Annotated in this window: 16 protein-coding genes and 2 pseudogenes; 5 read left to right on the top strand and 13 right to left on the bottom strand. The window is 40.9% G+C overall.

What is annotated here, in order from left to right; all coding sequences use genetic code 11:
• Positions 1 to 175: 175 nt before the first annotated feature.
• The 6 genes from FTU91_RS10870 to pilG all read right to left on the bottom strand — a co-directional run bounded on the left by FTU91_RS10870 (position 176) and on the right by pilG (position 8675).
• Positions 176 to 634, bottom strand: a complete 459-nt coding sequence (locus FTU91_RS10870) for a hypothetical protein (protein WP_180082163.1) — start codon at positions 632 to 634, stop codon at positions 176 to 178.
• A gap of 4 nt (positions 635 to 638) precedes the next feature.
• A complete protein-coding gene (locus FTU91_RS10865) occupies positions 639 to 5066 on the bottom strand; it encodes an Hpt domain-containing protein (protein WP_180082162.1) in 4428 nt (1475 codons plus the stop codon).
• Between the two features lie 173 nt (positions 5067 to 5239).
• Complete coding sequence (locus FTU91_RS10860; protein WP_180082161.1) at positions 5240 to 7312, bottom strand: methyl-accepting chemotaxis protein; 2073 nt, start codon at positions 7310 to 7312, stop codon at positions 5240 to 5242.
• A 45-nt stretch (positions 7313 to 7357) separates the two neighbouring features.
• On the bottom strand, positions 7358 to 7894 hold the full coding sequence (locus FTU91_RS10855) for a chemotaxis protein CheW (RefSeq protein WP_086195985.1): 537 nt from the start codon (positions 7892 to 7894) through the stop codon (positions 7358 to 7360).
• Between the two features lie 5 nt (positions 7895 to 7899).
• Positions 7900 to 8268, bottom strand: coding sequence for a response regulator (locus FTU91_RS10850; RefSeq protein WP_086195986.1), 369 nt, complete (start codon positions 8266 to 8268; stop codon positions 7900 to 7902).
• Between the two features lie 23 nt (positions 8269 to 8291).
• Positions 8292 to 8675 (bottom strand): twitching motility response regulator PilG, encoded by a 384-nt coding sequence (gene pilG / locus FTU91_RS10845; RefSeq protein WP_086195987.1) that lies wholly within the window; start codon positions 8673 to 8675, stop codon positions 8292 to 8294.
• Positions 8676 to 8955: 280 nt separating this feature from the next.
• Here pilG and FTU91_RS10840 point away from each other — a divergent pair, with 280 nt between their 5' ends.
• From FTU91_RS10840 to FTU91_RS10825, 4 genes are all read left to right on the top strand, one after another.
• Positions 8956 to 9600 carry a hypothetical protein gene (locus FTU91_RS10840; protein WP_180082160.1) on the top strand — a complete coding sequence of 215 codons (645 nt, stop codon included), beginning with the start codon at positions 8956 to 8958 and terminating at the stop codon, positions 9598 to 9600.
• A 79-nt stretch (positions 9601 to 9679) separates the two neighbouring features.
• Positions 9680 to 10786 (top strand): efflux RND transporter periplasmic adaptor subunit, encoded by a 1107-nt coding sequence (locus FTU91_RS10835; RefSeq protein WP_257221718.1) that lies wholly within the window; start codon positions 9680 to 9682, stop codon positions 10784 to 10786.
• Positions 10787 to 10812: 26 nt separating this feature from the next.
• On the top strand, positions 10813 to 13917 hold the full coding sequence (locus tag FTU91_RS10830; protein ID WP_180082158.1) for an efflux RND transporter permease subunit: 3105 nt from the start codon (positions 10813 to 10815) through the stop codon (positions 13915 to 13917).
• Between the two features lie 96 nt (positions 13918 to 14013).
• Positions 14014 to 15732 carry a proline--tRNA ligase gene (locus tag FTU91_RS10825; RefSeq protein ID WP_180082157.1) on the top strand — a complete coding sequence of 573 codons (1719 nt, stop codon included), beginning with the start codon at positions 14014 to 14016 and terminating at the stop codon, positions 15730 to 15732.
• A 51-nt stretch (positions 15733 to 15783) separates the two neighbouring features.
• On the opposite strand, the gene FTU91_RS10820 is transcribed toward FTU91_RS10825, so the two are convergent.
• From FTU91_RS10820 to FTU91_RS10795, 6 genes are all read right to left on the bottom strand, one after another.
• Complete coding sequence (locus tag FTU91_RS10820; RefSeq protein ID WP_180082156.1) at positions 15784 to 17076, bottom strand: DUF6160 family protein; 1293 nt, start codon at positions 17074 to 17076, stop codon at positions 15784 to 15786.
• Between the two features lie 39 nt (positions 17077 to 17115).
• Positions 17116 to 19440: a DUF6160 family protein gene (locus FTU91_RS10815; RefSeq protein WP_180082155.1), complete on the bottom strand. Its 2325-nt coding sequence runs from the start codon at positions 19438 to 19440 to the stop codon at positions 17116 to 17118.
• A 28-nt stretch (positions 19441 to 19468) separates the two neighbouring features.
• On the bottom strand, positions 19469 to 20137 hold the full coding sequence (locus FTU91_RS10810; RefSeq protein WP_180082164.1) for a hypothetical protein: 669 nt from the start codon (positions 20135 to 20137) through the stop codon (positions 19469 to 19471).
• A 62-nt stretch (positions 20138 to 20199) separates the two neighbouring features.
• Positions 20200 to 22305, bottom strand: a complete 2106-nt coding sequence (locus tag FTU91_RS10805; protein ID WP_180082154.1) for a hypothetical protein — start codon at positions 22303 to 22305, stop codon at positions 20200 to 20202.
• 246 nt (positions 22306 to 22551) lie between these two features.
• On the bottom strand, positions 22552 to 23121 hold the full coding sequence (gene dcd / locus FTU91_RS10800; protein WP_086174816.1) for a dCTP deaminase: 570 nt from the start codon (positions 23119 to 23121) through the stop codon (positions 22552 to 22554).
• Between the two features lie 141 nt (positions 23122 to 23262).
• Complete coding sequence (locus FTU91_RS10795) at positions 23263 to 23856, bottom strand: LysE family translocator (RefSeq protein ID WP_086195995.1); 594 nt, start codon at positions 23854 to 23856, stop codon at positions 23263 to 23265.
• A gap of 270 nt (positions 23857 to 24126) precedes the next feature.
• On the opposite strand from FTU91_RS10795, the pseudogene FTU91_RS10790 reads away from it, so the two are divergent.
• Positions 24127 to 24327: pseudogene (locus FTU91_RS10790) on the top strand (DUF2062 domain-containing protein); the annotation flags it as partial.
• A gap of 18 nt (positions 24328 to 24345) precedes the next feature.
• On the opposite strand, the pseudogene FTU91_RS10785 reads toward FTU91_RS10790, so the two are convergent.
• Positions 24346 to 24456: pseudogene (locus FTU91_RS10785) on the bottom strand (IS701 family transposase); the annotation flags it as partial.

Here is a 24456-nt window from a genome sequence, read left to right as displayed (position 1 = left end):
CTCATGAAATACGGTATTCTGATGTGACAAAACCTGAATCCTGGTCGTTAAAGTGTTTGTTTGCACTCATATTTTAACTGTTAGGACTCAGGTTTTTTTATTTAAAGCAAACTATGGGACAGCAGTGACTGAACAGTTCCTTTTTTATTACCCACCTTTTATAAATGCTTCAACATTACAATCCTAAAGAAGACTGAATGTGTTCGAGATTAGGCACATAAAACACCTGATCTCCCATCCGTACATACTGGAATACATCAGGGTCTGTTGCCGTGCGTTCTTCATCTACCACTTCAGAAATACGCAGACGAATCGTTTTTGGCATCTCATTACACATCAGGGCAAAACGCTGACTGACATCATCGCCTTCAATGACCAATGCTACACCCGTTTTGCGCTCCGGATCATTCACAGCATACACTGGCAGCTTCAATTCATGCCATTCCACAAAAGGCACCTTTGTAGCGCTATCCAGCGCAGACAAGACAATGTTTTGCGGAAGAATCATCGCTTCCTTACCATAACAATCGATAATATAGGTATCGATAAATCCGGTAGATACCGTAATAAGGTGGTGTAACTCCTGTTGTGAAATTCGGTCAACAGCAGAGTTTGAAACACTATTTTGGCTCATTGAGTTATCCCTGACTGATTTCTAACAAACTTTCCACATTTTCCAGCAATTCCGCTTCCTGGAACGGTTTACCCATATAGTGCGTTACCCCAAGACTGAATGCACGTTTACGGTGCTTCTCGCCTGTTCTTGACGTAATCATGATAATAGGCAAGTTTTGATGCACGTCATGGTGACGAACCAGATTCGTGACTTCAAAACCGTCCATGCGCGGCATTTCAATATCCAGCAACATCAAGTCTGGTTTGACATTTTCCAGCTGCTCCATGGCATCAATACCATCTTTGGCCGTCACCACATCAAAGCCTTGACGTTCAAGTAAACGTGAGGTCACCTTACGTACTGTCACCGAGTCATCCACAATCATGATCAGGCGGCGTGTATTACTGTAACGCGAATGCTCACGTTGATCAGACACATGTTTAAGACGTTGGGTGTTCTGAATTTGTCGGGCAATATTCTGACCATCCAGAATCAGACAGACTTGACCATCACCTAGAATAGTCGCTCCGGCAACAGCACCAACACTTGAGAATTGCTGACCGATCGGTTTCACCACAATTTGTGCACGCGAACCAATCAGCTGATCCACAAGTAGTGCAATAGTTTGACCACTATTGCCTTTAATCAGCAATACAGGTAAAGAATGGGCAACATTACTTAAACGTGGTAAAGGCTGATTGGACACAAATTCGGATAAATAACGCAGTTTGTAACTGGTGTTATCAATTTTAAAGAAGTCGTCTTTACTGTTGAAATATTTTTCCAGTGCTGATGGTGCAATACGTACAATACGGTCAATTTGTGCCAGTGAAATCGCAAACTGCTGGTCGCCTGATTTAACCATCAAGGCGTCACTCACCGCCACCGTAGTTGGTACGCGAATGGTAAAGGTGGTCCCTTTACCCAATTCAGAATCGATGGAAATATGCCCGCCCAGCGCCTTAATTTCGCTTTGCACCACGTCCAGACCTACACCGCGTCCGGAAATTTGGGTCACTCCTTTGGCAGTAGTAAATCCAGGATGGAAAATTAATTGCAGGATTTCCTGCTTATCCATGGATTGATCGGCTTTAATTAAACCCAAGCTGAGTGCTTTTTCTTTAATTTTTGTTTCATCAATCCCTTTACCGTCATCACTGAATGACACCAGTACATCTGTACCTTGACGGCTAATATTGAGAACAATTTTCCCGACTTCAGGCTTTTGTAACTCATGTCGTACGTGAGTGTCTTCCAGACCATGGTCAATCGCATTACGCAGCATGTGCTCGAACGGTGTAACCAGACGCTCTAGAATGTTACGGTCCAATTCACCTTCGGTGTTTTGCACCACCAGCTCGGCCGGACGGTTCAGGGTCGATGAGGTTTGACGCACAATCCGTTGTAACCGTGGCAATAAACGATCAAATGGTACCAGACGGGTACGCATCAGGCTTTCTTGAATCTCGGCTTGAATACGGGATTGTTGTAACAGTAAACCTTCCGTATCACGAATCTTTTCTGACAGGGTCGTCTTGAAATCGACCAAGTCAGATGCAGATTCCGCCAGCGATTTTGACAACTGGTTTAATGATGAATATTGGTCCATCTCCAGTGGATCAAAATCGGCATAACGTGAATTATCACCATGTTTGGCAATAATTTGAGACTCGAGCTCACCTTCCATTCGACGTAACTGGTCAGCCAGACGCTTGATCGCCAGTTCCATTTCGTTCAGGGTATTACTAAACTGTCCCAAGTCCATTTCAATACGTGAACGGTTAATCGCATTTTCACCAGACAAGTCGATCATTTTCTCGACCAGATCGGCAGAAATACGGATCATTTCATTGCTGTTGTCCTGTTGATTACTTGTATCCCACTCACCCATCATTGCTGGAGGTTCGGTACCATCACCCTGAACAAATTCAAAGACTTTAGCCGTAGACAGCGTATCAGATTCGGCCACGCGCTTAGGTAACTGCGCAATGACATCAACAAATTCAATCGACTCTAAACTTAATTTGACGCTGTCAAAATTACTGTAATCATGCTCGAAAATAGCCTGCTTTAACCATGCCAAAGTCGTTTGCAATAACAGGTCATAAACATTGGAGTTGAACTGATGCACCGCAAAGCGTTCGAAGGTGGTTTCCAGCTGGTAAGCAATTGCCCCTACTGGTTCATTTTCCACCATACGTGCGCCACCTTTCAAACTGTGGGCTGCACGCTGTAATTGAAGCAGCAAGCTACGGTCACTACGCTGCTCAAACCACTGTTTCAACAGGCTATCTGTAGACTCCAGAATTTCTTCTGCTTCTTCCCAGAAGGTTTCTTCTGCAATTAAACGGATACTGTCATCCGGCTCTTCAACATGGTCTGGACTTGCCAAGGCAACTTCAGCAGCTATTTCAGGTTCAATTTCTGTTTCTACTGTCGTTGCAGTTTCAAGTTCTTCAATTTCAGCTGCAACTTCAGGTTCAGCCTGAACTTCGACTTCCGCAACTGCGGTGCTTACAGCCACACTACCTTGAGCGATCGCCTGAATATTACGCAAAATTTCAATCGATTCAGCACCAGAATAATCAATCTGCTCATCGCGAATGACTTGAATACGGTCTGATACATCATCTTGTACTAAGCGAATAATACTGATGAGTTGTGGATTGACCTCAATTTGATGACGGATCACGCGTTCATAAATGCTTTCCAATTCATGCGCAATTAAGCCAATATGAGTCGCCTGAATCATATTGGCACCCCCTTTAAGGGTATGCAAATAACGCATTAAATTATTCAGTGCTGCAGTATCGGACGGATCTTTCGACCAGGTATTCAAGTCTTGATCGATCCCGCCCAGTAATTCTTCTGCTTCTTCCAGGAAGATATCCAACAAATCTTCATCAAAATCACGATTTGCATCAGCAGCATGCATGTGTTCGCGGTCTGAACCAATTTTTTGTGAAATCTGTGCCAGATCTACAATACCTGAAGCAGCAGCTGGTAAGGCTTCAGCTTGAGTTTCAGGATTCGGTTCCTGAACTTCGAACTGTTCAAGATCCTGCTGAACAAAGGCTGCCAGATCATTCAGAACTTTCTGGATATCTTCCGTTAAAATAACGCGCTGACCTGCCGCCAGTGTATCAAACAGATGAATGAACTCTTGATGTGCCTGCCCAAACAGATCATATGCATAGTCGATATTGAGCAGTTCCGGTTTTAATACCAGAGCTTCATAGCCAGACTTCAATTCATGGGTAAATTGATAGATGCCCATCGCAGCACGATTATCAGTATTGTCCAATAATTGCTGTGCCTGCTGGCTTAAGGCCTGAATGTATTCCGGATATTCTACTTTGGCACGTTTTTCAAATTCGAATTCGGCATCCAGAAGTAAATCAATATTCAATTCGACCAGTTTGGACACCAGACCTTGCGGATTAACGTCCTCATCCACTTCTGCAGAACTGAAACCATAGTCGTCCCATGCCGAATTAAAGGTGGCATATATCGCATCAAGTTTCTGAGTCTGACCCTGTCTTAAAGTATGTAAATAATCACGGACAAATTCAGCATATTGAATTAGCAACGCAGTCTGGCTGGAGGTAGAGACAATTTCTTCTTGTAAAAGTGTTTTAAATAAGTTTTCAACCTTGGTACTGGCTGCAAAAATCTGATCAATATGTGCCATAGAAGAGCTGCCACGCAAGGTATGCAAGGCACGGATCAGGCCATTATAATCCTGATATTGTTCCTGTTCATTTTTCAGGAACTGGTCAATCGTGAGCAGATGTTCTTCTGCTTCTTCAATAAAGATCGCGACCGTTTCTTCAATATCATTGTTGTCGTCTGCTGCGACTGACGCTGCTGTAGCAGTAGTTTCGATTGCCATTTCAGGCGCTGCTTCACTAAATGATTGATCCTGCAATTCCAGACCAGTAAGACTATTGACACTGGTCAGTGTGCTAGACAGTTCAAGCAATTCTTCTAGTGCAGGTTCTAAACTGACCTGCTGCTGAATTTGCTGCCCCAATAATACTAAAGGTCTTAAGTCGATATCAGCATTTTGAACAGTTTTAAAAATTGGGTATAACTTGTATTGATAAATATTAAATACAGTTTGGGCAAATCGTTGAACTGTGCTGTCCAAAGGTACTGTGCCGGAAATAACCCGATTTAAAGTATCTTCAACCGCCCATGCCAACTCACCCGCAGATTTTGCTCCAACCATACGGCCAGAACCTTTAAGGGTATGAAAATGACGGCGAATGGTCGTTAAAGTTTCTTGGTCATTCGGATTTTCCAACCAAGTTGTAAATAAAGTACTTAATTCAACGAAGATTTCTTCTATTTCTTCAACAAAAATTTCTAGAATTTCTGCATCTTGATCAAGATAACTATCTTCAGGAAGCGTAGTCGTTTCAACTAAATTTTTTAATATTTCTTTCATAGCTTAGGCTTCTTACGTTTATCTGCCACCAAGAAGGTTGCTCAAACTTAATTGTCACCATCACGCGAGACCTAACTTTGAAGTTAAGTTCATCTTGTCGATGCTTGATCTGTGTCTTATAGATATCCCCTGCCCAAAAGCAGGGAATATCACTGCAACGCTTTTTAATTAACTTAGTCAGGTAATTTAAAGTCGGTTACAGATTCACGTAATGATTCGGCCATATTTGCCAGTTCCGATACCGAACGTGCTGTATCGAAGGTTGCTGTTGTGGTTTGCGAGGTAATTTCTTGTACGACATTCATCGTTGTCGCAATGTGACCAGCAGAAGCAGACTGAAGTTTTGCAGCATCCGAAATGTTGGCAATCAATCGCGCCAGGTTGGTCGATACGTTTTGAATTTCATCCAGTGCCACACCGGCATCTTTGGTTAAGCTTGCACCACGAACAACCTCGGAAGTGGTTTGCTCCATCGAAATTACGGCTTCGTTGGTATCTGTCTGAATGGTTTTTACCAAGCCTTCAATCTGTTTGGTTGCAGAGGCTGAACGTTCCGCAAGACGCTGTACCTCATCGGCTACCACGGCGAAACCACGACCAGCCTCACCCGCCATAGATGCCTGAATTGCAGCGTTCAATGCCAGAATGTTGGTTTGGTCGGCAATATCGTTAATCAGGGCAACGATGTTACCAATTTCCTGAGAAGATTCACCCAGACGTTTAATACGTTTAGATGTTTCCTGGATCTGCTCACGGATGGTGTCCATACCTTCAATAGAACGGTTTACAACCTCTGCACCATTGGCAGCAATTTGTACCGAACGCTCCGCAACCACTGCAGATTCTTCCGCGTTTGCAGATACCTGGTCAATAGACATCGCCATTTCGTTAATCGCGGCAGATGCACCGGCAATCTCTTGTGCCTGGTGTTCAGATGCTTCAGCAAGCTGGTGGGTAATGCCTTGGGTATTCGCTGTATATTGCGCAACTTCTTGAGACGTTTCAGTAATACGTGATACCAGGTCACGTAACTGGTCAATCGCGAAGTTAATGGAGTCGGCAATTGCTCCGGTAAAATCTTCCGATACCGTTGCATATGAACGCAAGTCACCATCCGCCAAGTCGGCAATTTCATCCAGTAAACGTAAAATCGCATTCTGGTTACGGTCATATTCTTCTTGCAGGTTTGCCACGCGCTGTTTATCTGACTGGCCACGTAATGCAAGCAACTTGAATACAGAAAACAGGAAAGCAACCAGACACAGGATTAAAAGCAAGGCAGGAAGCGCAATAGCCAAGCTCGAACCACCAGATAGCTTATTCAGGTTGGCTAACAATTCATCCGACTGGGCAAAAATTGCAGCAGAAGCTTGACGTACTTTTACAATTTGCGCCGAGTTTGAAAGAATTGTTGCAGAAGCTGATTTTAGTACATCATCATATTCGCTTTTAATGCCTGTCAGTGATTCACGCAATGCCGGATCATCAATACGTTCTACACCCAGTTCTGCACTACCATTGAGCTGGGCATTGAGGTAAGAACCGAAAGTTTCAGTATCGGCACTGAAGTCATCCACAGATTCACGCGAGTTATCGTTACCTGTGAGTACCGAACTGATCGAACGCAAAATACGTTCCGCAATGAATACCTGGTTTTTGGCAATAACCACCTGGTTAGACGGCATGTTTTGACGCGCCATTTGGTCAACCATCAGGTTATATTCTGCCTGAATTCCCGGAATCGACTCACCAATTGCAATATTGGTATCGTACAGCTTGTTAATCATTTTCTGTTGAGACGAAATTAAATCAATCCCTTCTGATAGCGATTTCCACTGCTTTTCCACCTCAACCAATGCAGCTGTATGTGGATGAATATCTTTAACCGTTTCCAGGTTTTCAGCAAATTCTTTTTGCGATTTAATTAATTTATCAATCGACTCTTTGGTTCCTGAAGCAGTTGCATCAGTTGCCTGACGTGAAATGGTTTGTGACAATAGACGCAAATCACCCACACTACGTGTCAATTCATTATTACGCGGTACACTATAGAATAAGTACAATAACAGGAAGAGTGCTACGACCAGAGAAAATGCTGCCCCCCAAATTAATGGTTTGGACTTTTCACTGTCACCAAATACACGTGATAATTGCTCTGTTTGTGATTGAATCTTTGCGACTAAAGCATTCCCGCCATTATGGCTGGTGCTTTCACCTGTATTTTTCTTTTTAAGTTTAAAGCCCATCCAGCTTCTCCCCGAGTTGCGCTATCATTCTTTAGCTTGCGACTATTAATTTATAAATTTTATAGAGGCATTCATGTATTTTGGGTTTTGCAATAAACGACTAAATAAGAAAACATGCCAGTGCTGATTATGCTGATAAAAATAACCCTGACAATATTCTTGTAAATTGCTATCTAATTCACTGTTTTTAGAAAAGAAACTCTTCTTATTAAAGTGTTGAATCCCCAAAACCTGATCTACCACCAAACCGACATAATGGTCATTATGACTAATACACAATACTTTTTGAGTCGGTGAAAACTGACTTCGATGTCCTGAAATATAATGCGCCAAATCAGCGACGGAAAGTAAACGTCCCCGAATATTGGCCAGTCCCATCACCCATGACTGAGTATTTGGAACCGGAGTATATTTTGGTGGATATATCACTTCAGATACTTCACCCAAAGGGGCAACAAAATATTGCCCCATCATCTCAAAAGCAATGCCTGACCATCGGTTTACTTCATTTTCAGTTGTAACGTAGTTTTTGTTACCACGTTTAGCAATCCGAAGTAATTCGATAAATCCATTTGCTGCCATAGAGCTTATCCTGCATTGAGGTGTTGTTTAATCACATCAATTAATTGGTTTTCGTCTACAGGCTTGGTCAAATAATCACTTGCCCCCTGACGTTTCCCCCAAACGCGGTCAGTGGCTTGGTCCTTGGTACTGACAATCACAATCGGAATGTGTTTAGTAGTAGCACCACGGGCAATCTGACGTGTTGCCTGAAAACCGTTTACACCAGGCATGACCACATCCATGAGCACTAGATCTGGCAATTCTGCTTGTGCCATTGTGACACCATCAGCACCATTTGCTGCTTCAATCACCTCAAAGCCATGCTTGGTTAAAATCTCTCTAAAACGAAATGTTTCCGTAGGTGAATCATCAACGATAAGGATACGTGACATGCTTTTCCCCAATAAAAATAAACTTATGCTGTTACGTGATTGCGGATTGCGTTTAACAATTCATCTTTACTAAAGGGTTTAGTTAAATACTCATCCGAACCAACAACACGACCTTTTGCCTGGTCAAATAAACCATCTTTACTTGACAGCATAATGACTGGAATATTTTGATAATTCTGCGAATTTTTAATTAATGCACAAGTTTGATAACCGTCTAAACGTGGCATCATAATATCTACAAAAACAATATCCGGATTTGCTTCAGCAATTTTTGCCAAAGCCTCAAACCCGTCTACTGCGGTCACGACTTCACAACCTTCACGTTGGAGTAATGTTTCTGCTGTACGACGAATGGTTTTTGAATCATCAATCACCATCACTTTTAGATTTTGGAATTTTTCGTCCATTTAATGATCCTTCCCATTTTTAGAATGTACAAACAATTTTAGTCAAAAATTTTATTACAAGTTACAAACATTTTTAACATATCTTTACTTGCCTTTTCAATGAACATTTTCCGCACGAAGACTCACTTTAGTCTATTTTCAATAACGACTTCACACTTTCCATCGACCAATGATTTTTTTTTGACAGACAGAGGTTTTTTATTACTTATTTTGAGTCTAATATAGCTCATTTATTACTTTTAAAATAAGTAATTTAGTCAACTTTTATTCGGGGGTTACAATGCAAAGTCAGTTTAAATACAAACTTGCTTTCATTGCACAAAAAAAAATGAACTTTAGATTCATTTTTCTTTCTTTTCTGGTTTTGCAATCGGCATTCGCATATGCTGAAAATCCGCCACCTAAAGCCACCTGGTATCGCTATTATGACAGTAAGGGTATAGCCAATATTAGCACCAATGTCACCCCCAATCATATTCGCTATGGCTACGAAGCTTTGGACCAGAACATGCAGGTCATCCGGCGTAATCGTGCCTATAATACTGAAGCCGATATTAAACAGGCACCGCAACGTGCAGCCCACGCCAGACAGCAGGCAGCGGACTTAAAACTAAAAAAGGCTTATGGTAATAGTCAAGTTGCATTCGCAAAACGTAATGACGCATTAACCGGCATCAAAAAGCAAATTGCCTTTCAGCAAGACCAGTTAAAGCAATTACAAACTGACCGTATTTATTTTAAGCGTCAACAGATTGAACATTTACGTAAAGCTGAAGACATTCCAGCCAGCTTGAAAAATACAATCGAGAATAATCAAAAGAATATTGAAGCAAAAAAAGCAACGATTCAATCATTACAAATTAACTATCGAAATACTCAAGCAAAATACGACAATATTATCGCTCGCTTAAAAGCGCTTGAATAAATTGTATTTAGGCTATGAAGCACTTAATTTAAGTCACAATAAATAAAAAGGATGAAGCTACATGCTATCTGGACAGCATATGAAAAAATCTAAATTAAGTGACCATAAGCAATATTTAACCGGCAGCGTTCTGTGTTTAATTTTATTTCTAACAGCTTGCAAAAAAAATGAAATAGAAAAACCTGTAGAAACCACAACAAAAATTGAATTAATTGAAAAAGATCTAGTTTCCGTGAAGAATGGCACTTCTGTCGCAAAAAGTGCTTTTACCGGCACGCTTCGTGCAGTCAATCAAAGTAGCATACAGGCTCAGGTCACTGCCACTGCAACCCAGGTCTATGTCCAGGTCGGACAGTCAGTCGCTAAGGGACAGATCTTGGTTCGCCTGAATAATCAAGATAATGCTGCACGTTTAGCGCAAGCTCAGGCCAATTTGTCAGCAGCACAAGCGCAGGCAAATCTGGCTAAAAATATGATGCAGCGCAAACAACGCTTATTGGATCAAGGTTTTATCTCCAAAGTTGAATATGAACAGGCTGCTGTTGACTATCAGGCGCAACTGGAAAATGTGCATGCGCAACAGGCCAGTGTCAATATTGCCCAAAAAGCCGAGCGTGAAGGGACTATTTATAGTCCCATTTCCGGAGTAATTACACAGCGCCAAGTCGATGCTGGTCAAACCGTTGCTGCTGGCCAGACCCTGTTTGAAATCGTGGATCCGAGTCAGCTAGAAATTCAGGCCAAATTGCCAAGTGACTTGCAAGCCGCTTTAAAAGTGGGACAGCATATTGAATACACCATTCAAGGCAATCCAGCTCAACTGACTGCTGTTTTAACACGCATCTCCCCTATTGCCGATCCTGCCAGTCGCCAGATTGAATTCTTTGCCCGACCGAATGAAACCATTAACTCACTGAGTATTGGTTCTTTCGTGGAAGGCAACATTCTTGCTTCGACTCAAGTTTCAGGTCAGCTCATTCCGCTCGATGTGATCCAGAATATCAAAGATAAACCCTATGTCTGGGTGATCCGCCAAAACAAAATTGAAAAGGTCAATCTGGTCATTCTGGAACAGCGCTATCGGGACAATTTGGCTGTCGTGCAAGGACTGCAAAACGCCGACCAGATTAGCCGTATTAAATTTAATGACCAGGACATTCATCAAGCGGTCGTCATCAATAAATAATAAAAAATAAGTACAGGATTGTTCTTATGTGGTTTACCCGAATTAGCGTTAAATATCCTGTTTTCACCATCATGATGATGTTGTGTTTACTGGTACTGGGGCTGGCATCTTGGCAACGCATGGGCATAGAAGAATTTCCCGATGTCGATTTTCCATTTGTTGTGGTCTATACCTCCTATCCGGGTGCCTCCCCTGAAACCATTGAATCTGAAATTACCAAAAAAATGGAAGACCAGATCAATACCATTTCAGGTTTAAAACAGATTATTTCCCAGTCTAGTGAAGGGCTGTCGACCATTATTGTCGAATTTAATCTGGATATGTCTTCTGCAGTGGCCGCCCAGGATATTCGCGATAAGATTGCTCCAGTTACCGCCCAGTTTCGAGATGAAATTCAGGATCCTGTTGTTGAACGTTATGACCCTACTGCCAATGCGGTGATGTCGATTGTGTTTGAATCGGAGACCATGCCGTTACGCGACTTGAGTTCCTATTTAAGTCAGCAGATTGTCCCGCAACTTCGAACCATGCCGGGCGTGGGTACAGTCAATTTACTGGGCGATGCACAACGCCAGATTCGTATTGAAGTCGATCCGCAAAAACTGCAAAGCTTTGGTATTGGTGTAGATAAAGTCATCAATACCTTGAAAGGTGAAAATATTGAAGTTCCGGGAGGCACCTTAAAACAGCCGACGTCTGAACTGGTGGTGGAAATCAAATCCAAAGTGATTCACCCGCAATCGTTTGGTGACCTGATTATTGCCAATAAAAATGGTACTCCTATTTTTCTAAAACAGGTGGCAAGCATTGAAGATGGTCAAGCCAATCTGGAATCAAGTGCTTATTTAAATGGTAAAGCTGCGGTCGCGATTGATATTCTGCGCAATTCGGATTCCAATGTAATTGATGTGGTCAATGCCAGCTATAAAGCCCTAGCAAAAATCGAGCAACAGCTACCCGAGGGTACTGTGGCTAAAGTTGCCGTCGATGGTTCCAAAGGCATTCGTGGCAGTATTAAAGATGTGGCACGAACCATTATTGAAGGTGCGGTTCTCGCTGTTCTGATTGTTTTACTGTTCTTGGGGTCTTTTCGCTCTACCGCCATTACCGGGCTGACCTTACCTATTTCCCTGTTGGGGACATTAACCTTTATTTGGGCTTTCGGCTTCACTATTAACATGATGACCTTACTGGCATTATCTCTCAGTATTGGCCTGTTGATTGATGATGCAATTGTAGTGCGGGAAAATATTGTCCGTCATGCCGATATGGGCAAAGATGCTGTAACGGCAGCACTCGATGGCACTAAAGAAATTGGGCTGGCGGTTTTAGCCACGACACTGACCATTGTTGCGGTATTTTTACCAGTTGCATTTATGGGCGGCATTATCGGTAAATTCTTCTATCAATTTGGAGTAACGGTCAGCGCTGCCGTGCTGATTTCAATGTTTGTCAGTTTTACCCTCGATCCCATGCTTTCTGCACACTGGGCTAAAAAACATAATCCAAACAAGAAACCCAGCAGAATAAAGCGCTTCTTTAACTGGATATCCAATAGGCTTGATCATTTAAGCCATTACTATGAAAAACTGTTAAAACTGGCACTACACTTCCGTATTTTAACCCTGATAGTGGCCGCAGCTTCACTTTTTGGTGCATTGGGTTTATCTAAATTGATTGGTACGGAATTTGTTCCTGTTCCAGATAAAAACGAAATTCGAATTAAATTTGAAACGCCTGTAGATGCCTCACTCGAATATTCACAAGCCAAGTTGTTGCAAGTGGAGAATATTATGCGCCAGTATCCAGATGTACGTAATACCTACAGCATTATCAATGGGGTAACGGATCGTGGTAAAAACCATGTCAGCATACGCGTCAAGGTCACGCCTCGTCTGGAGCGTGATAAGACCCTGACCCAACTGAATAATGAGTTTCGCCAGCGCTTGCAAAGTGTAGCGGGTATTACCATTACCTCGGTGGCTTCGGCAGATGAAACGGTTTCGGGAGGGCAAAAACCGATCATGATTTCCATTAAAGGTACCGACCTGAACGAACTGCAAAAAATCTCCGATCGCTTTCTGGCAGAAATTTCCAAAGTCGAAGGTATCGTCGATCTGGAAAGTTCACTTAAAGAACCTAAGCCCACCTTGGCGGTTCATATCAATCGTGTCCTTGCCAGTGATTTAGGTCTTTCTGTCAATCAAATCGCCAGTGTCATTCGTCCCTTAATTGCAGGCGACAACGTTACCACTTGGCAAGATGAAAAAGGCGAAATCTATGATGTTAATCTTCGCCTGACGGAAAACAGACGCACCTTACCGAGCGATATTGAAAATCTTTATCTGAATTCACAAAAAACCGATGCTTCTGGCCAGCCTATTTTAGTGCCTCTAGCCAGTGTGGCAAACTTCGAAGAAAGTTTGGGGGCATCGCAAATTACCCGCCGTGATTTGGCCCGCGAAGTCCTGATAGAAGCCAATACAGCAGGCCGCCCTGCAGGGGATATCGGTCAAGACATTAAAAAAATTCAAGATAACTTTGATTTACCACCCGGTTATAGCTTTGCCACGCAAGGTGCAAATAAAGACATGGCCGAATCGGCAGGTTATGCCTTAACCGCCATTACCCTTTCCATTGTGTTCATCTATATTGTACTGGGTTCACAATTTAACAGCTTCATTCATCCTGCTGCGATTATGGCTTCCCTTCCCCTCTCGCTGATTGGGGTGTTTCTGGCTTTATTCCTGTTTAATTCCACCATGAACCTGTTTTCCATTATTGGCATTATCATGCTGATGGGATTAGTGACCAAAAATGCCATCCTGTTAATTGACTTCATCAAAAAAGCCATGGATCGTGGGGTTGATCGTTATGATGCCATTATAGAAGCGGGTAAAACCCGTCTACGCCCTATTTTAATGACCACCAGTGCCATGGTGATGGGGATGATTCCTCTTGCATTGAGTCTGGGTGAAGGTGGCGAACAAAGTGCACCCATGGCCCATGCCGTGATTGGGGGCGTAATCACCTCCACCCTATTGACTCTGGTTGTGGTTCCTGTGATCTTCACCTACCTGGATGACTTGAAGAATTTTATGACGCGCCAAATCCGAAAAATCATGGCATAATAAACCCACTTGACATGAGGTGACATTCTGAAATGTTCACCTCATTTTTTATCGTATAATCTTATGCTTTAACGCTTAATTATTAGGACAGTTTCCATGCGCGCGAGTCGCTTTTTATTTGCTACGTTAAGAGAAACCCCAAATGATGCTGAAGTGATTTCACATCAGCTCATGTTACGTGCGGGGATGATTCGTAAATTGGCTTCGGGTTTATACACTTGGTTGCCGATGGGCGTACGCGTGCTAAATAAAGTTGAAGCGATTGTCCGTGAAGAAATGAACCGTGCAGGAGCGCTGGAAGTATTCATGCCAGTAACCCAGCCTTCAAGCCTTTGGGAAGAATCCGGCCGCTTTGTGCAATATGGTCCAGAGTTATTACGTTTTAAAGACCGTCATAATAACGATTTTGTGCTTGGTCCTACACACGAAGAAGTGATCACCGATCTTGCACGAAATGAATTGAAAAGCTACAAACAGCTGCCAATCAATTTCTATCAGGTACAAACCAAATTCCGTGATGAAGTCCGTCCACGTTTTGGTGTGATGCGTTCACGTGAATTTATCATGAAAGATGCTTATTCTTTCCATATCGATCAAACTTCACTACAAGAAACCTATGACGTGATGTATGACACGTACTGCCGTATCTTTAGCCGTTTGGGCTTAGACTTCCGTCCAGTACAGGCCGATACTGGCTCAATTGGCGGTTCAGGTTCACATGAATTCCACGTTTTGGCATCAAGTGGCGAAGATGATATCGCCTTCTCTACCGAATCTGATTATGCTGCCAACGTTGAAATGGCTGAAGCAATTCTTGTCGGTGAGCGTGCGGCCGCAACTCAGGAATTAGAACTGGTCGATACACCAGCTCAAAAAACCATTGCCGATGTATCTGCTTTCTTAGGTACTGATGCTGCACAATCTGTAAAAGCATTGCTCGTACAAGGTGTTGCAACTGAAGAAGGTAAAGAAGCACCTGTTGTTGCTTTATTCCTTCGTGGTGACCATGAACTGAATGAAATTAAGGCTGAAAAGCATCCGTTAATTGCCGCACCTTTAACATTCGCAACTGAAGCTCAAATTCAAGCCCTTGGTTTAACCACTGGCTTCATTGGGCCACAAGGTCTAGTTGAAAAAGGCATTACTGTGATTGTTGACCGTGCAGCATCTGTACTTTCTGATTTTGTTGCCGGTGCCAATGAAGCCGAAAAACATGCAACAGGTGTCAACTGGGAACGTGATGCAACATTTACTGAGGTTTATGACTTACGTAATGTGGTTGAAGGTGACCCATCTCCAGATGGTAAAGGGACACTGCAAATTAAGCGTGGTATTGAAGTCGGTCACATCTTCCAGCTGGGCCAAAAATACTCTGAAGCTTTAGGCTGCAAAGTGCTTGGTAAAGACGGCAAACCGACGATTGTAACCATGGGTTGCTACGGTATTGGTGTAACGCGTGTGGTAGCCTCTGCCATTGAACAGAACTTCGATGACAAAGGGATTATCTGGCCTTCTGCAATTGCACCGTTTGAAGTTGCGATTGTTCCAATGAATGCACATAAATCACCACGTACTTTGGAAGCTGCTGAAGCACTTTATGCAGAACTGCAAGCTGCGGGTTATGATGTGATTTTGGATGACCGTGACGAGCGTCCAGGGGTGAAATTCTCTGACCTTGAAATTACCGGGATTCCACACCGTATTGTAATTGGGGAGAAAGGTTTGGATGCAGGGACTTTTGAATATAAAGGTCGCCGTGATGCTGAATCTGTCAATATTTCAAAAGAAGAATTACTCGCTAAAATTGCAAAGTAGTTGTTCTTAAAATAAAAAATCCCGCTAAGTGCGGGATTTTTTATTTCCTCATTAGCAGAATTTCAGCCCACCAAAGCAGTTAGACTTAAAGTTCTGTCCTTGCAAAGTTAAGTTCTGTAATGGAAAATCAATAAGTGTTGGATTTTTAATTTCACCCACAGATAATCCGGTACCTGCAACACATCCAAACAGTAAATCGCCACATGCACGCGGCTTAGAGGTTAAGTCGTGATTAATTCCTGCAATCGTTTGTTTAAGCACTTCATCGGTAATTTTTACATTGGTTGTTGGACTGATACTCCCTAAATCCACTTCATCTTCAATTGCTAACCACCACCCTCGATTTGCAGCAACCGATGCACCCGGCCACAATATTTGCTGGGTCTGTAGTGATAACGAACTTGCATTATTTAGATACAAAGAATGAATCAAACCTAAATTTTGATTTACTGTAATATCAGTCTTTAAACCAGTTAAATAACCATCGATTTGTTTATTCAAAGTAAGATTTAAACCTAATGCTGAAATCTGTGCAGCTAAAGGTCCAGAAAAATCTATTTGATTTACTGTTCCTGTTCCTTTTAGGACAGCCTCTGTCATACGTGTTCCAGATACGATCGTCGATGGAATGGTAAAAGGTGCAGTTGTTGAAGATAAGTTAAATGAATAATCATTTGACTTGTAATGCAATTCTAAAGGAATACCAACCAATGTTCCCGTTACAGCACCTTCGATATATTGACCCGTTGCTGCATAATCCATAATTCGAGGGTCTGTAATTGCCACCCCAGAAGAGGCCTTGGTTTTCATATAACCACTAAAGGAGTTAATACCATTAGGCGTACTACTGTTTTCTGTTCCTATTGTCATTAAGCCAGCAATTTTTTCAGCACTTAAACGAAAGCCAAGAACCTCACGAGTAGAAGCAGATTTTGGATTTTTAATAGCAAACTCAACAAATGGATTGGTAATAAGGGCTGAGCTTGCCGCACGATCATCAGAAGTATAGTTTGCGCCTTGCAAACCACTTAAAGAAATATTATCAATATCAATATCACATTTGCCAATACCATTCACCCCACCACAACCTAATTGCAGCTTTTTAATATTGGCGTTGATTTCCATTTCAGCTTCTAGGCCCAATTTATAAAATCCCAGATTCGTCTGGTCTACATTTTGTCCTTTAGCATCAATAACGTTATGACCCGCGTTATATTCCATAGACAATAATGCTTGACCACTTACATCAGATAATGAATCATCATCCATAGCAACCATTGCATGACTTAAACTTGGTATTGCAATAGATGAAGTAATCAAACTTGCCAATAATAATTTTTTCATAAAATTCTATCCCTATTCTTTTATTTATTCTCAAACAGGTTAACGTGGAGTAATACCTAAATTACTTCTAATACTTCCCCCTGTAATTGCAATATCTGCCATTTTCTGCATTTGATTCGGCATGGTAGACATCGATAATTCGGTTCTGAATACCTGATTCAAAGATTTGGCCGGATTAATATCCACTTTATTATCAAATACCACAGTATCTTTTTGCATCTTGACTTGTGATTCAAGCGCTAGGACACCTTGCAATTTATTCAAATTAATACTTGAAGTTTTCACAACCGTGTTATTCGCATCAACATCTTCGTTAATCAAACTAAAGTAGCTTCCCAAAATATTGGGGTTCAATTTATCTGTGTCTGATAATGCATTAAATTCAAAGTTAGCACGGAAAGATAAGAAGTTATTTTCTGCATTATCATTCATACCGGGAATAATAAACAAATCACCTTTACCATCCAGTTTAAAGGCAATGGAAGTCAGCACATCATCTTTGCGGGCGAAATTATCAACAGGAACGACACTGCCACATTTAACAGAACCACTGGTACAGTTATAGAGCGAACCAGGTAATTGACCAATCGCCATTTCTGCACTTGCAGCGACAAGCAAATCATCGGCGCTAATGTAGATTCCTTGCTCTTCGTAACCAATCACGCCTTTGGCTTTGACAAATGCATCAATATTACGTAAACCGGCATAGTAATTTACTTCTTCATTGTGCAGCCCTTTTTTTCCATCTATTAAAATTAATGATGTAGTACTCGCTGCACCCGTTTTTGTGTCAATTCCATAACCATCGGTAGTTGCCATTACATTGTAGGCAATTCCTTTTTTAGTCCCACCATCCACTTTTGATGTATATTCTGTGCCTGCAAGCGCAATATTCGCATTCAGATTATAAACAGGGATACCAATTCCCCAGCTACTGGTATCATTGGTAATTTCAGCTAAAGAGTTATCCGCAATAAACCGTGCTTTACGTGCAATCGATTGAAAATCCATACTACGTATAGCGATTAATGCAAAGTCATTACCTTTTTCAAGCGATGATAATTGCTGCGTCTGAACTAAATTGCTCACCCCTAAAGTCTTTTTAATTTTATCGTTAATTAAAAAATCTAAACTTTTTGCTTGTATTGCATTAATATAAATGTCACCAAAATCAATATAGGCATTTTTGGTATTTAAATCTGTTTTAGAACTCGAATTACGAACAGTTAAAGGTGATAAATTGGAAAATTCAATGGCATAACTTCCATTACCTGTATGACCAATCTCAAGGGTTGTTGGGGGCTGATTCGTACCTAAAAGTGCATTCCCTTCACGGGTAAAATCGGCAGAAATACCAAAATGCAGCCCGCCTAGCCCTACCGCATCATAACCTGTTAATGTCGCTGTTGAAGTACGGCCAAAATCTGTAATCCCACTTTGATTGGCATTTAAGAAAATTGTGGCATTGGTTACCGCGCCCGATGCCCCCATACGAATTAAATTTCGTTGCTGATTCGGATCACTGCCATAACGCAGGTCAATATTTACCCCTGGATTGGTTGCCTTGGTTCTTGATGAATGTACGGTATCACGACCAGGCAGTGAATTTGCACTGGCGACAGGATCGCTGTCATCTACTCGTCCCAACATTACAACATGATCCGTCACACCATTACGACTCTTTGTAGTCAGAACAATCCCTTCATCCATGTAACTGCTTGATGTTCTTTCTTGATAAGAGTTCAGATACATATAGCCATCACCAGAAAAATTGAAGTTAAAATCTTTCAAAGTGAGCTTTTGCCCGTTTAAACCATGACTGATACTGGCATTTTGCAATTGAAAATTAAGGTGTGCCGTTTCATCTCGATTAAATAATCCTGCTTGCGTTTGAAGAAGTAAACGAAGTGGTGAACTGGTTTTGATATCGAGAGAACCCAAACTTTGTTCAGGAGTCTGACATTTAGTTGCATCAGTACACAGTAACATGAGGTTGTTAACAGCTAATTCAAATGGAGAAATATTGGCTTCTATGCGAATCCCCGCCCCTCGATCAGTTGCCCCCACATCAAAGTCAAGCGTAGAAATAATCGATTGATTATTGACACCTGACAGGGTCACATCTTTCAGCCCCATCTTCATGGTATCAGGACGTAGTAATGAATCGTTGGCATTGCTTTTTGAAGAAGAATCAACCCAATTGACAGCATTTATAGTTGCCTTGGAGATCTCATGTGTAATGCTGATACCATCTTGCCCGGTTACTGAGCCAAGATAATCATCGGAAAGTTGCTCAAATGCATGGCTTTGTTGTGCAATCAAAATGCTTGCCGTAAGTATTTTTAACTTTGTTATTTTTTTCATTCTTATATCCCTATCTGGCTTTATTCAATTAACAGCGCGCAGTTCCTGCACCTGTACAGTTAAAACTGAATATTTTTAAATTGCCTGACATATGCAAATTGCCATGCATATTTAAGCCCATAAAGCCTTTTTCTGTATTTTTATCAAACGTCGGCACATCTAAGCCTGCAACTGTTGTTCCATCAGATTTTTTTTCTGTATAGGTGCTATAAATCATATTATTGGCATACCCTTCAACACCTGCATCACCTGTTTCGACCGCCAAAGTATTAAAACCTAAATTCCTAATTTTCAGTGGCTTATCATCAAAAAAAGAAATTTGTAATGCAGTCTGAGGATTACCATCACGGTTAATAATGGTCGCACCATCTAATGAAAACTGATCAATTTGTAAGGTGCCTTGAATGCCTTTAAAAACCAACCATTTTTTATTACCCGCAGCATCTTTATGATTATTCGGTGCGATCGCTAAACGGCAAAATACATTATCAGTACAACTATAAGTATAAAATGCCTCTGTTGCCTTACCTGTTGCATCAAAAACTGAAATATTTTTTAGAGATAAATCTTTAGCATAGCGATGATTTAACGATAGAGTCCAACTTAAATCTGCACCACCTTGTCCAGATATATCAGTCATCTCATCATTAGCCATACCTACTAACTGTGCATTTGCAATAGGGGTAAAAGCCAACATAGAAATTGAACAAACCAGGTTCAGGATAGAAGTTTTAATACTTGGATACATAGCCTATTCTCCTATAAACCTGTTGTTTTTATTTTTAGGTGCTGAATGAGTACACCATCAATTGCAACTGAGCCTAAATTTGTCGCCTGGCCATTAATATTTTTAAAGACAACACCGGTTGCATCTGCAGTTTTGTTGGCGTTTAACAAATTACCTGTAGCTGACCGTTCTACCGTACCAATACTGATACTACTATGGGTTGCATTTCGACCTTGATAAGTCGTAGTAATATTATTTGCCGTCGTGGTAATTTCAGTACCACAACTATAAACATTACAGGTTGAACCTTTTAAATAATCAGAAAGTTTCGTGTAGGTCACTCCATCTTTATCGATCATCGCAATATTCTGATTATTTTTATCTTTCAATACAGTTGTTGAGTCTGTATCACTGTAATAGGTATAAATTTGTGAATATATTTCTGGCACATTTGGAATACGGGTAATTTCTAAAATAATATTGTTACCTTCAGAACCTAAAATAAAAGGCTGATACATATTCCCCAATACCAAGTTAATATTGGGACTATATAAATACATCCCTTCCACATCATTAAATATAGGAGCTAATGAGCGGTCAATCGCTGGAGTGACGGCGGTACCATCATATAGATCAGGAGTGCTGTCCGGGCCTTTTTTTGCAGCAGTACTCATTCTAATTCCACGAGCATCCAGGTCAGCATCCGTTGCTTTTAGCGTGGATGGATCATCATGAGTATTTAGACGTAAAATTGCAGCCATGCCTAAAGTTTGATTGTAATTGGCATTGCTCGTTGCTGGTAATGTTTGGAATAATCGAACTTGTGACCCATTTAAATTCAAGCCATTGGCAATAAACTGGGTTCTCAAACGATAATCTTTATCTAGTCCAGAAGTGGGTGCTCCAGTTAACGGATCCACCATATTACTTGAATTTAATTGGCGTGAAAAAATATCGCTCCAGAAGCCTAATTTAAAAGTATCACTGGTATCTGTTCCTTTTAGCTTTAAAGGTGCCTCCAATGCAATATAACCGACATTGGCCTTATTGCCTTTTGCAAACTGAATCGTATCCACATTACCTGCACGAATCAGCCATGGATTTGCTGCTGTTCCCCAATTAAAACCTTGATTACTGTACCGGGTACTCAAGGACCCATCACTTTTAGAGAGGGCCAGGCCATAAATAAAAACGTCTGCTTTGGTTCTTAGACTTCCCACTGTAGCTTGAGCTGCTGCTAATTTTGCCAATCGAATGGCTTCAGCTTCAACCTCAGCAAGTGCAGTATTACTTGCTGTAGTGGCTACGCTTTTCGCATATTCAGCGGCTTGTTGATTAAGTACTGCTTGGGTTTTAGCTTCCAGTTGATTCGCAACAGTGGTGTCGATCGTATTTTGCCTGGTTACACTTTGTGAATAGGTAGTTGTAGGTATACTTTCAGTTGAACGATTGCCATAAAGCAATTCAATCATTTCTAATGTATTTTTTGTAGCATATTGTTGGGATTTGTCTTTTAACCATAATGTCGATTCGGCAGACCCCGGTTCAGTTGTACCATCATCTTTTACACTTAATGGCCACAAATTCCCATCATAATAATCATCATAACGTTGTTGATAATATTGCTTCATCAAAGGAGAGTCGACATAACTTTGTACCACATTCCCCCGATATTCTGCTGTATAGTTATTCTTTACAGTTGTGTTAACAGTCGTATAATTATTTGTTCTATAAGTATTATAAGCAGATTGATAAGTATTTTCGTAAACACCGTTATAATTAGCAGCCTTCCCGCTTAAGTAAGCATCCGTATAAGCTTTATTATAAATTTTAGTATAAGCACGCTGACCAAGCAGCTCATAATTTTCACCGGTCGGAATAATTCGGATAAAGCCCGTGTCATACTGTCCCGGATCGACAATTCCTTTGCCATAACTTGAAGCTTGTGAGATTTCGTTTGGACCTTGAAAGACCATCTTAAAATTTTCAAGGGCTAAAGCAACGCCTTCACCTGTAGTTTCAGAAAGATGATCATCTGACAAAGATTCAAGCGCATAAACTGATGGGCTAAGTAAAGCTGCGAGCATGCTCGCCAAACAAGATTTTTTAAATCTTGTATTATTCCAACTCTGAGTCATCACGACCTTCCTTTTTATCAGATGCTCCGCATCATTATTTTTTAATTCGTCCTATGCTTGGTATGTCGAATTTTTATTTATTTGTCATGACGACAATGTTCTGACCAAGTCTGTTCAACTTTTTATTATGCTGAATATTAGTGCAATTGCAAAAAAAACTGGGCGAATGAACACAGTTTCCGATGAATGAAGCAAGCAAAAAATAAGCGGACCAAAATGATCCGCTTATTCAATTATTTGTAATATTTATGCTTTTGGCAAAGTCACACCAGTTTGTCCTTGATACTTACCACCCCGGTCTTTATATGAAGTTTCACATACTTCATCAGATTCAAAGAACAACATTTGCGCAACGCCTTCACCTGCATAAATACGTGCTGGCAAGTTGGTGGTATTTGAAAATTCCAGTGTCACATGTCCTTCCCACTCTGGTTCAAGTGGAGTGACATTCACAATAATACCGCAGCGTGCATAAGTCGATTTACCAAGACATACAGTCAAAACATTACGCGGAATACGGAAATACTCTACAGTACGAGCCAAAGCAAATGAATTGGGCGGAATAATACAGACATCGGATTCAATGTCGATAAAGCTTTTATCATCAAAGTTTTTTGGATCGACAATTGCTGAATGAACATTGGTAAATACTTTAAATTCGCGTGCACAACGAACATCATAACCATAGCTTGAAACACCATAAGAAATGAGTTTTTCACCAGTTTCATCATAACGTACCTGGTTTTCCGCATACGGTTCAATCATGCCGTGTTTTTCGCTCATTTCGCGAATCCAACGATCAGACTTAATTGCCATTATTTCAATCCAAAAATAGTTAATTCGATTATTGCGCTGTACTTTAACTGAAATTGGCTACAATGAAAATAATGATCAGGCGATGAGGTGTTTTTTTACAAAATGTATATTTTCATCGCCGTAATTTCAAGACTTAAAAGTTTAAAGACTCAAAATAGCAGAATAACTTAATGGAATTGAAAAACTGATTAAGATGATAGAAGCAGTCTTTTGCAAATTGGATTGATTTAACCAGCGTACTTTATTAGAAGCCAGAATTGATCCAATAAATGTCCAGAACAAGGCAATCGGGACAATGAGAACCAGAAACATTGCAATATGCGCAGCATAATTATTCACACTGAGCCATGCCGTACTTGGAAAAACAGCCGAAGCAAATAGTAAGGCTTTAGGATTGAGTAAAGTTGCACAGAACAATTCGCGGGCACGGATGGTCGGCAGATTAAAACTTGCTTCAATATCGGCAGTTTTCCAAAGTTTAATGGCGAGGAAAATAATATAGAATGCACTCAGTAGCTTTAACAAGGTCGGAAGCATGGGAAATTTAGCTGAAACGCTACCAATGATCATGCCCCAAAGCGTAATTGCAATTAAATAACCAATCGCTTCAGCAGGAATCAATCGTAATGATTTACGTACACCGACCTGAATGCCGGAAGATGCAAGCAAGGTATTTGTTGGACCAGGCGTCAATAAAATGCTAATGACTAAACCAATGAATAACCATGAAATCATATGCGATCTCTCTATAGAGTGCACGAAGAGTAAATCACTTTATTGTACTTGGCAAATCAGAAATTTCACATCTTTTAAAATTGCCCAATCTGTTTTATTAATTTATTAAATTTCAATAAATTAAAGTTATTTTTGTAGTTTAACTCCTGAGTCATTTGTTAAAAAAAATTTCAACAAATACTATTTTAAGGTTGATCATTTATATTTATCTGGCTTGATCTGTCTCTGAGGGATCGATTCAGGCACAATACATCATCATTTAAGCGGCCTATTTTTATGGCAAAACAGTTCTTTCAGTCCTGGCTTCCCTCACCGCAAAAAGTTGCAGGGATGAAAGTAATGAAAATTTTTGGTGAGCGTACCTTAAATCCTTTACTTTGGTATGTGAACAGAAAGTCCATTTCAAAAGCTGTTTTTATTGGCACGTTTTGGGGCATGCTACCTTTACCATTTCACAGTATTTTGATTGTATTTAGGACTTACGCACTATCATTTATAGATTCTCTGTGGTAGCAGATGATTTTTATCGAGAATAAAGTCATCAATGAAGTCTTTGATGATTGGTCTAAATAATTTCTTCTGCCAACGATATACATTTTC

This window comes from Acinetobacter sp. YH12201 (assembly GCF_013418145.1).
Taxonomy (GTDB): domain Bacteria; phylum Pseudomonadota; class Gammaproteobacteria; order Pseudomonadales; family Moraxellaceae; genus Acinetobacter.
Note: the sequence above shows the minus strand (reverse complement) of the source record. Positions and strands in the feature narration are given on the sequence as shown.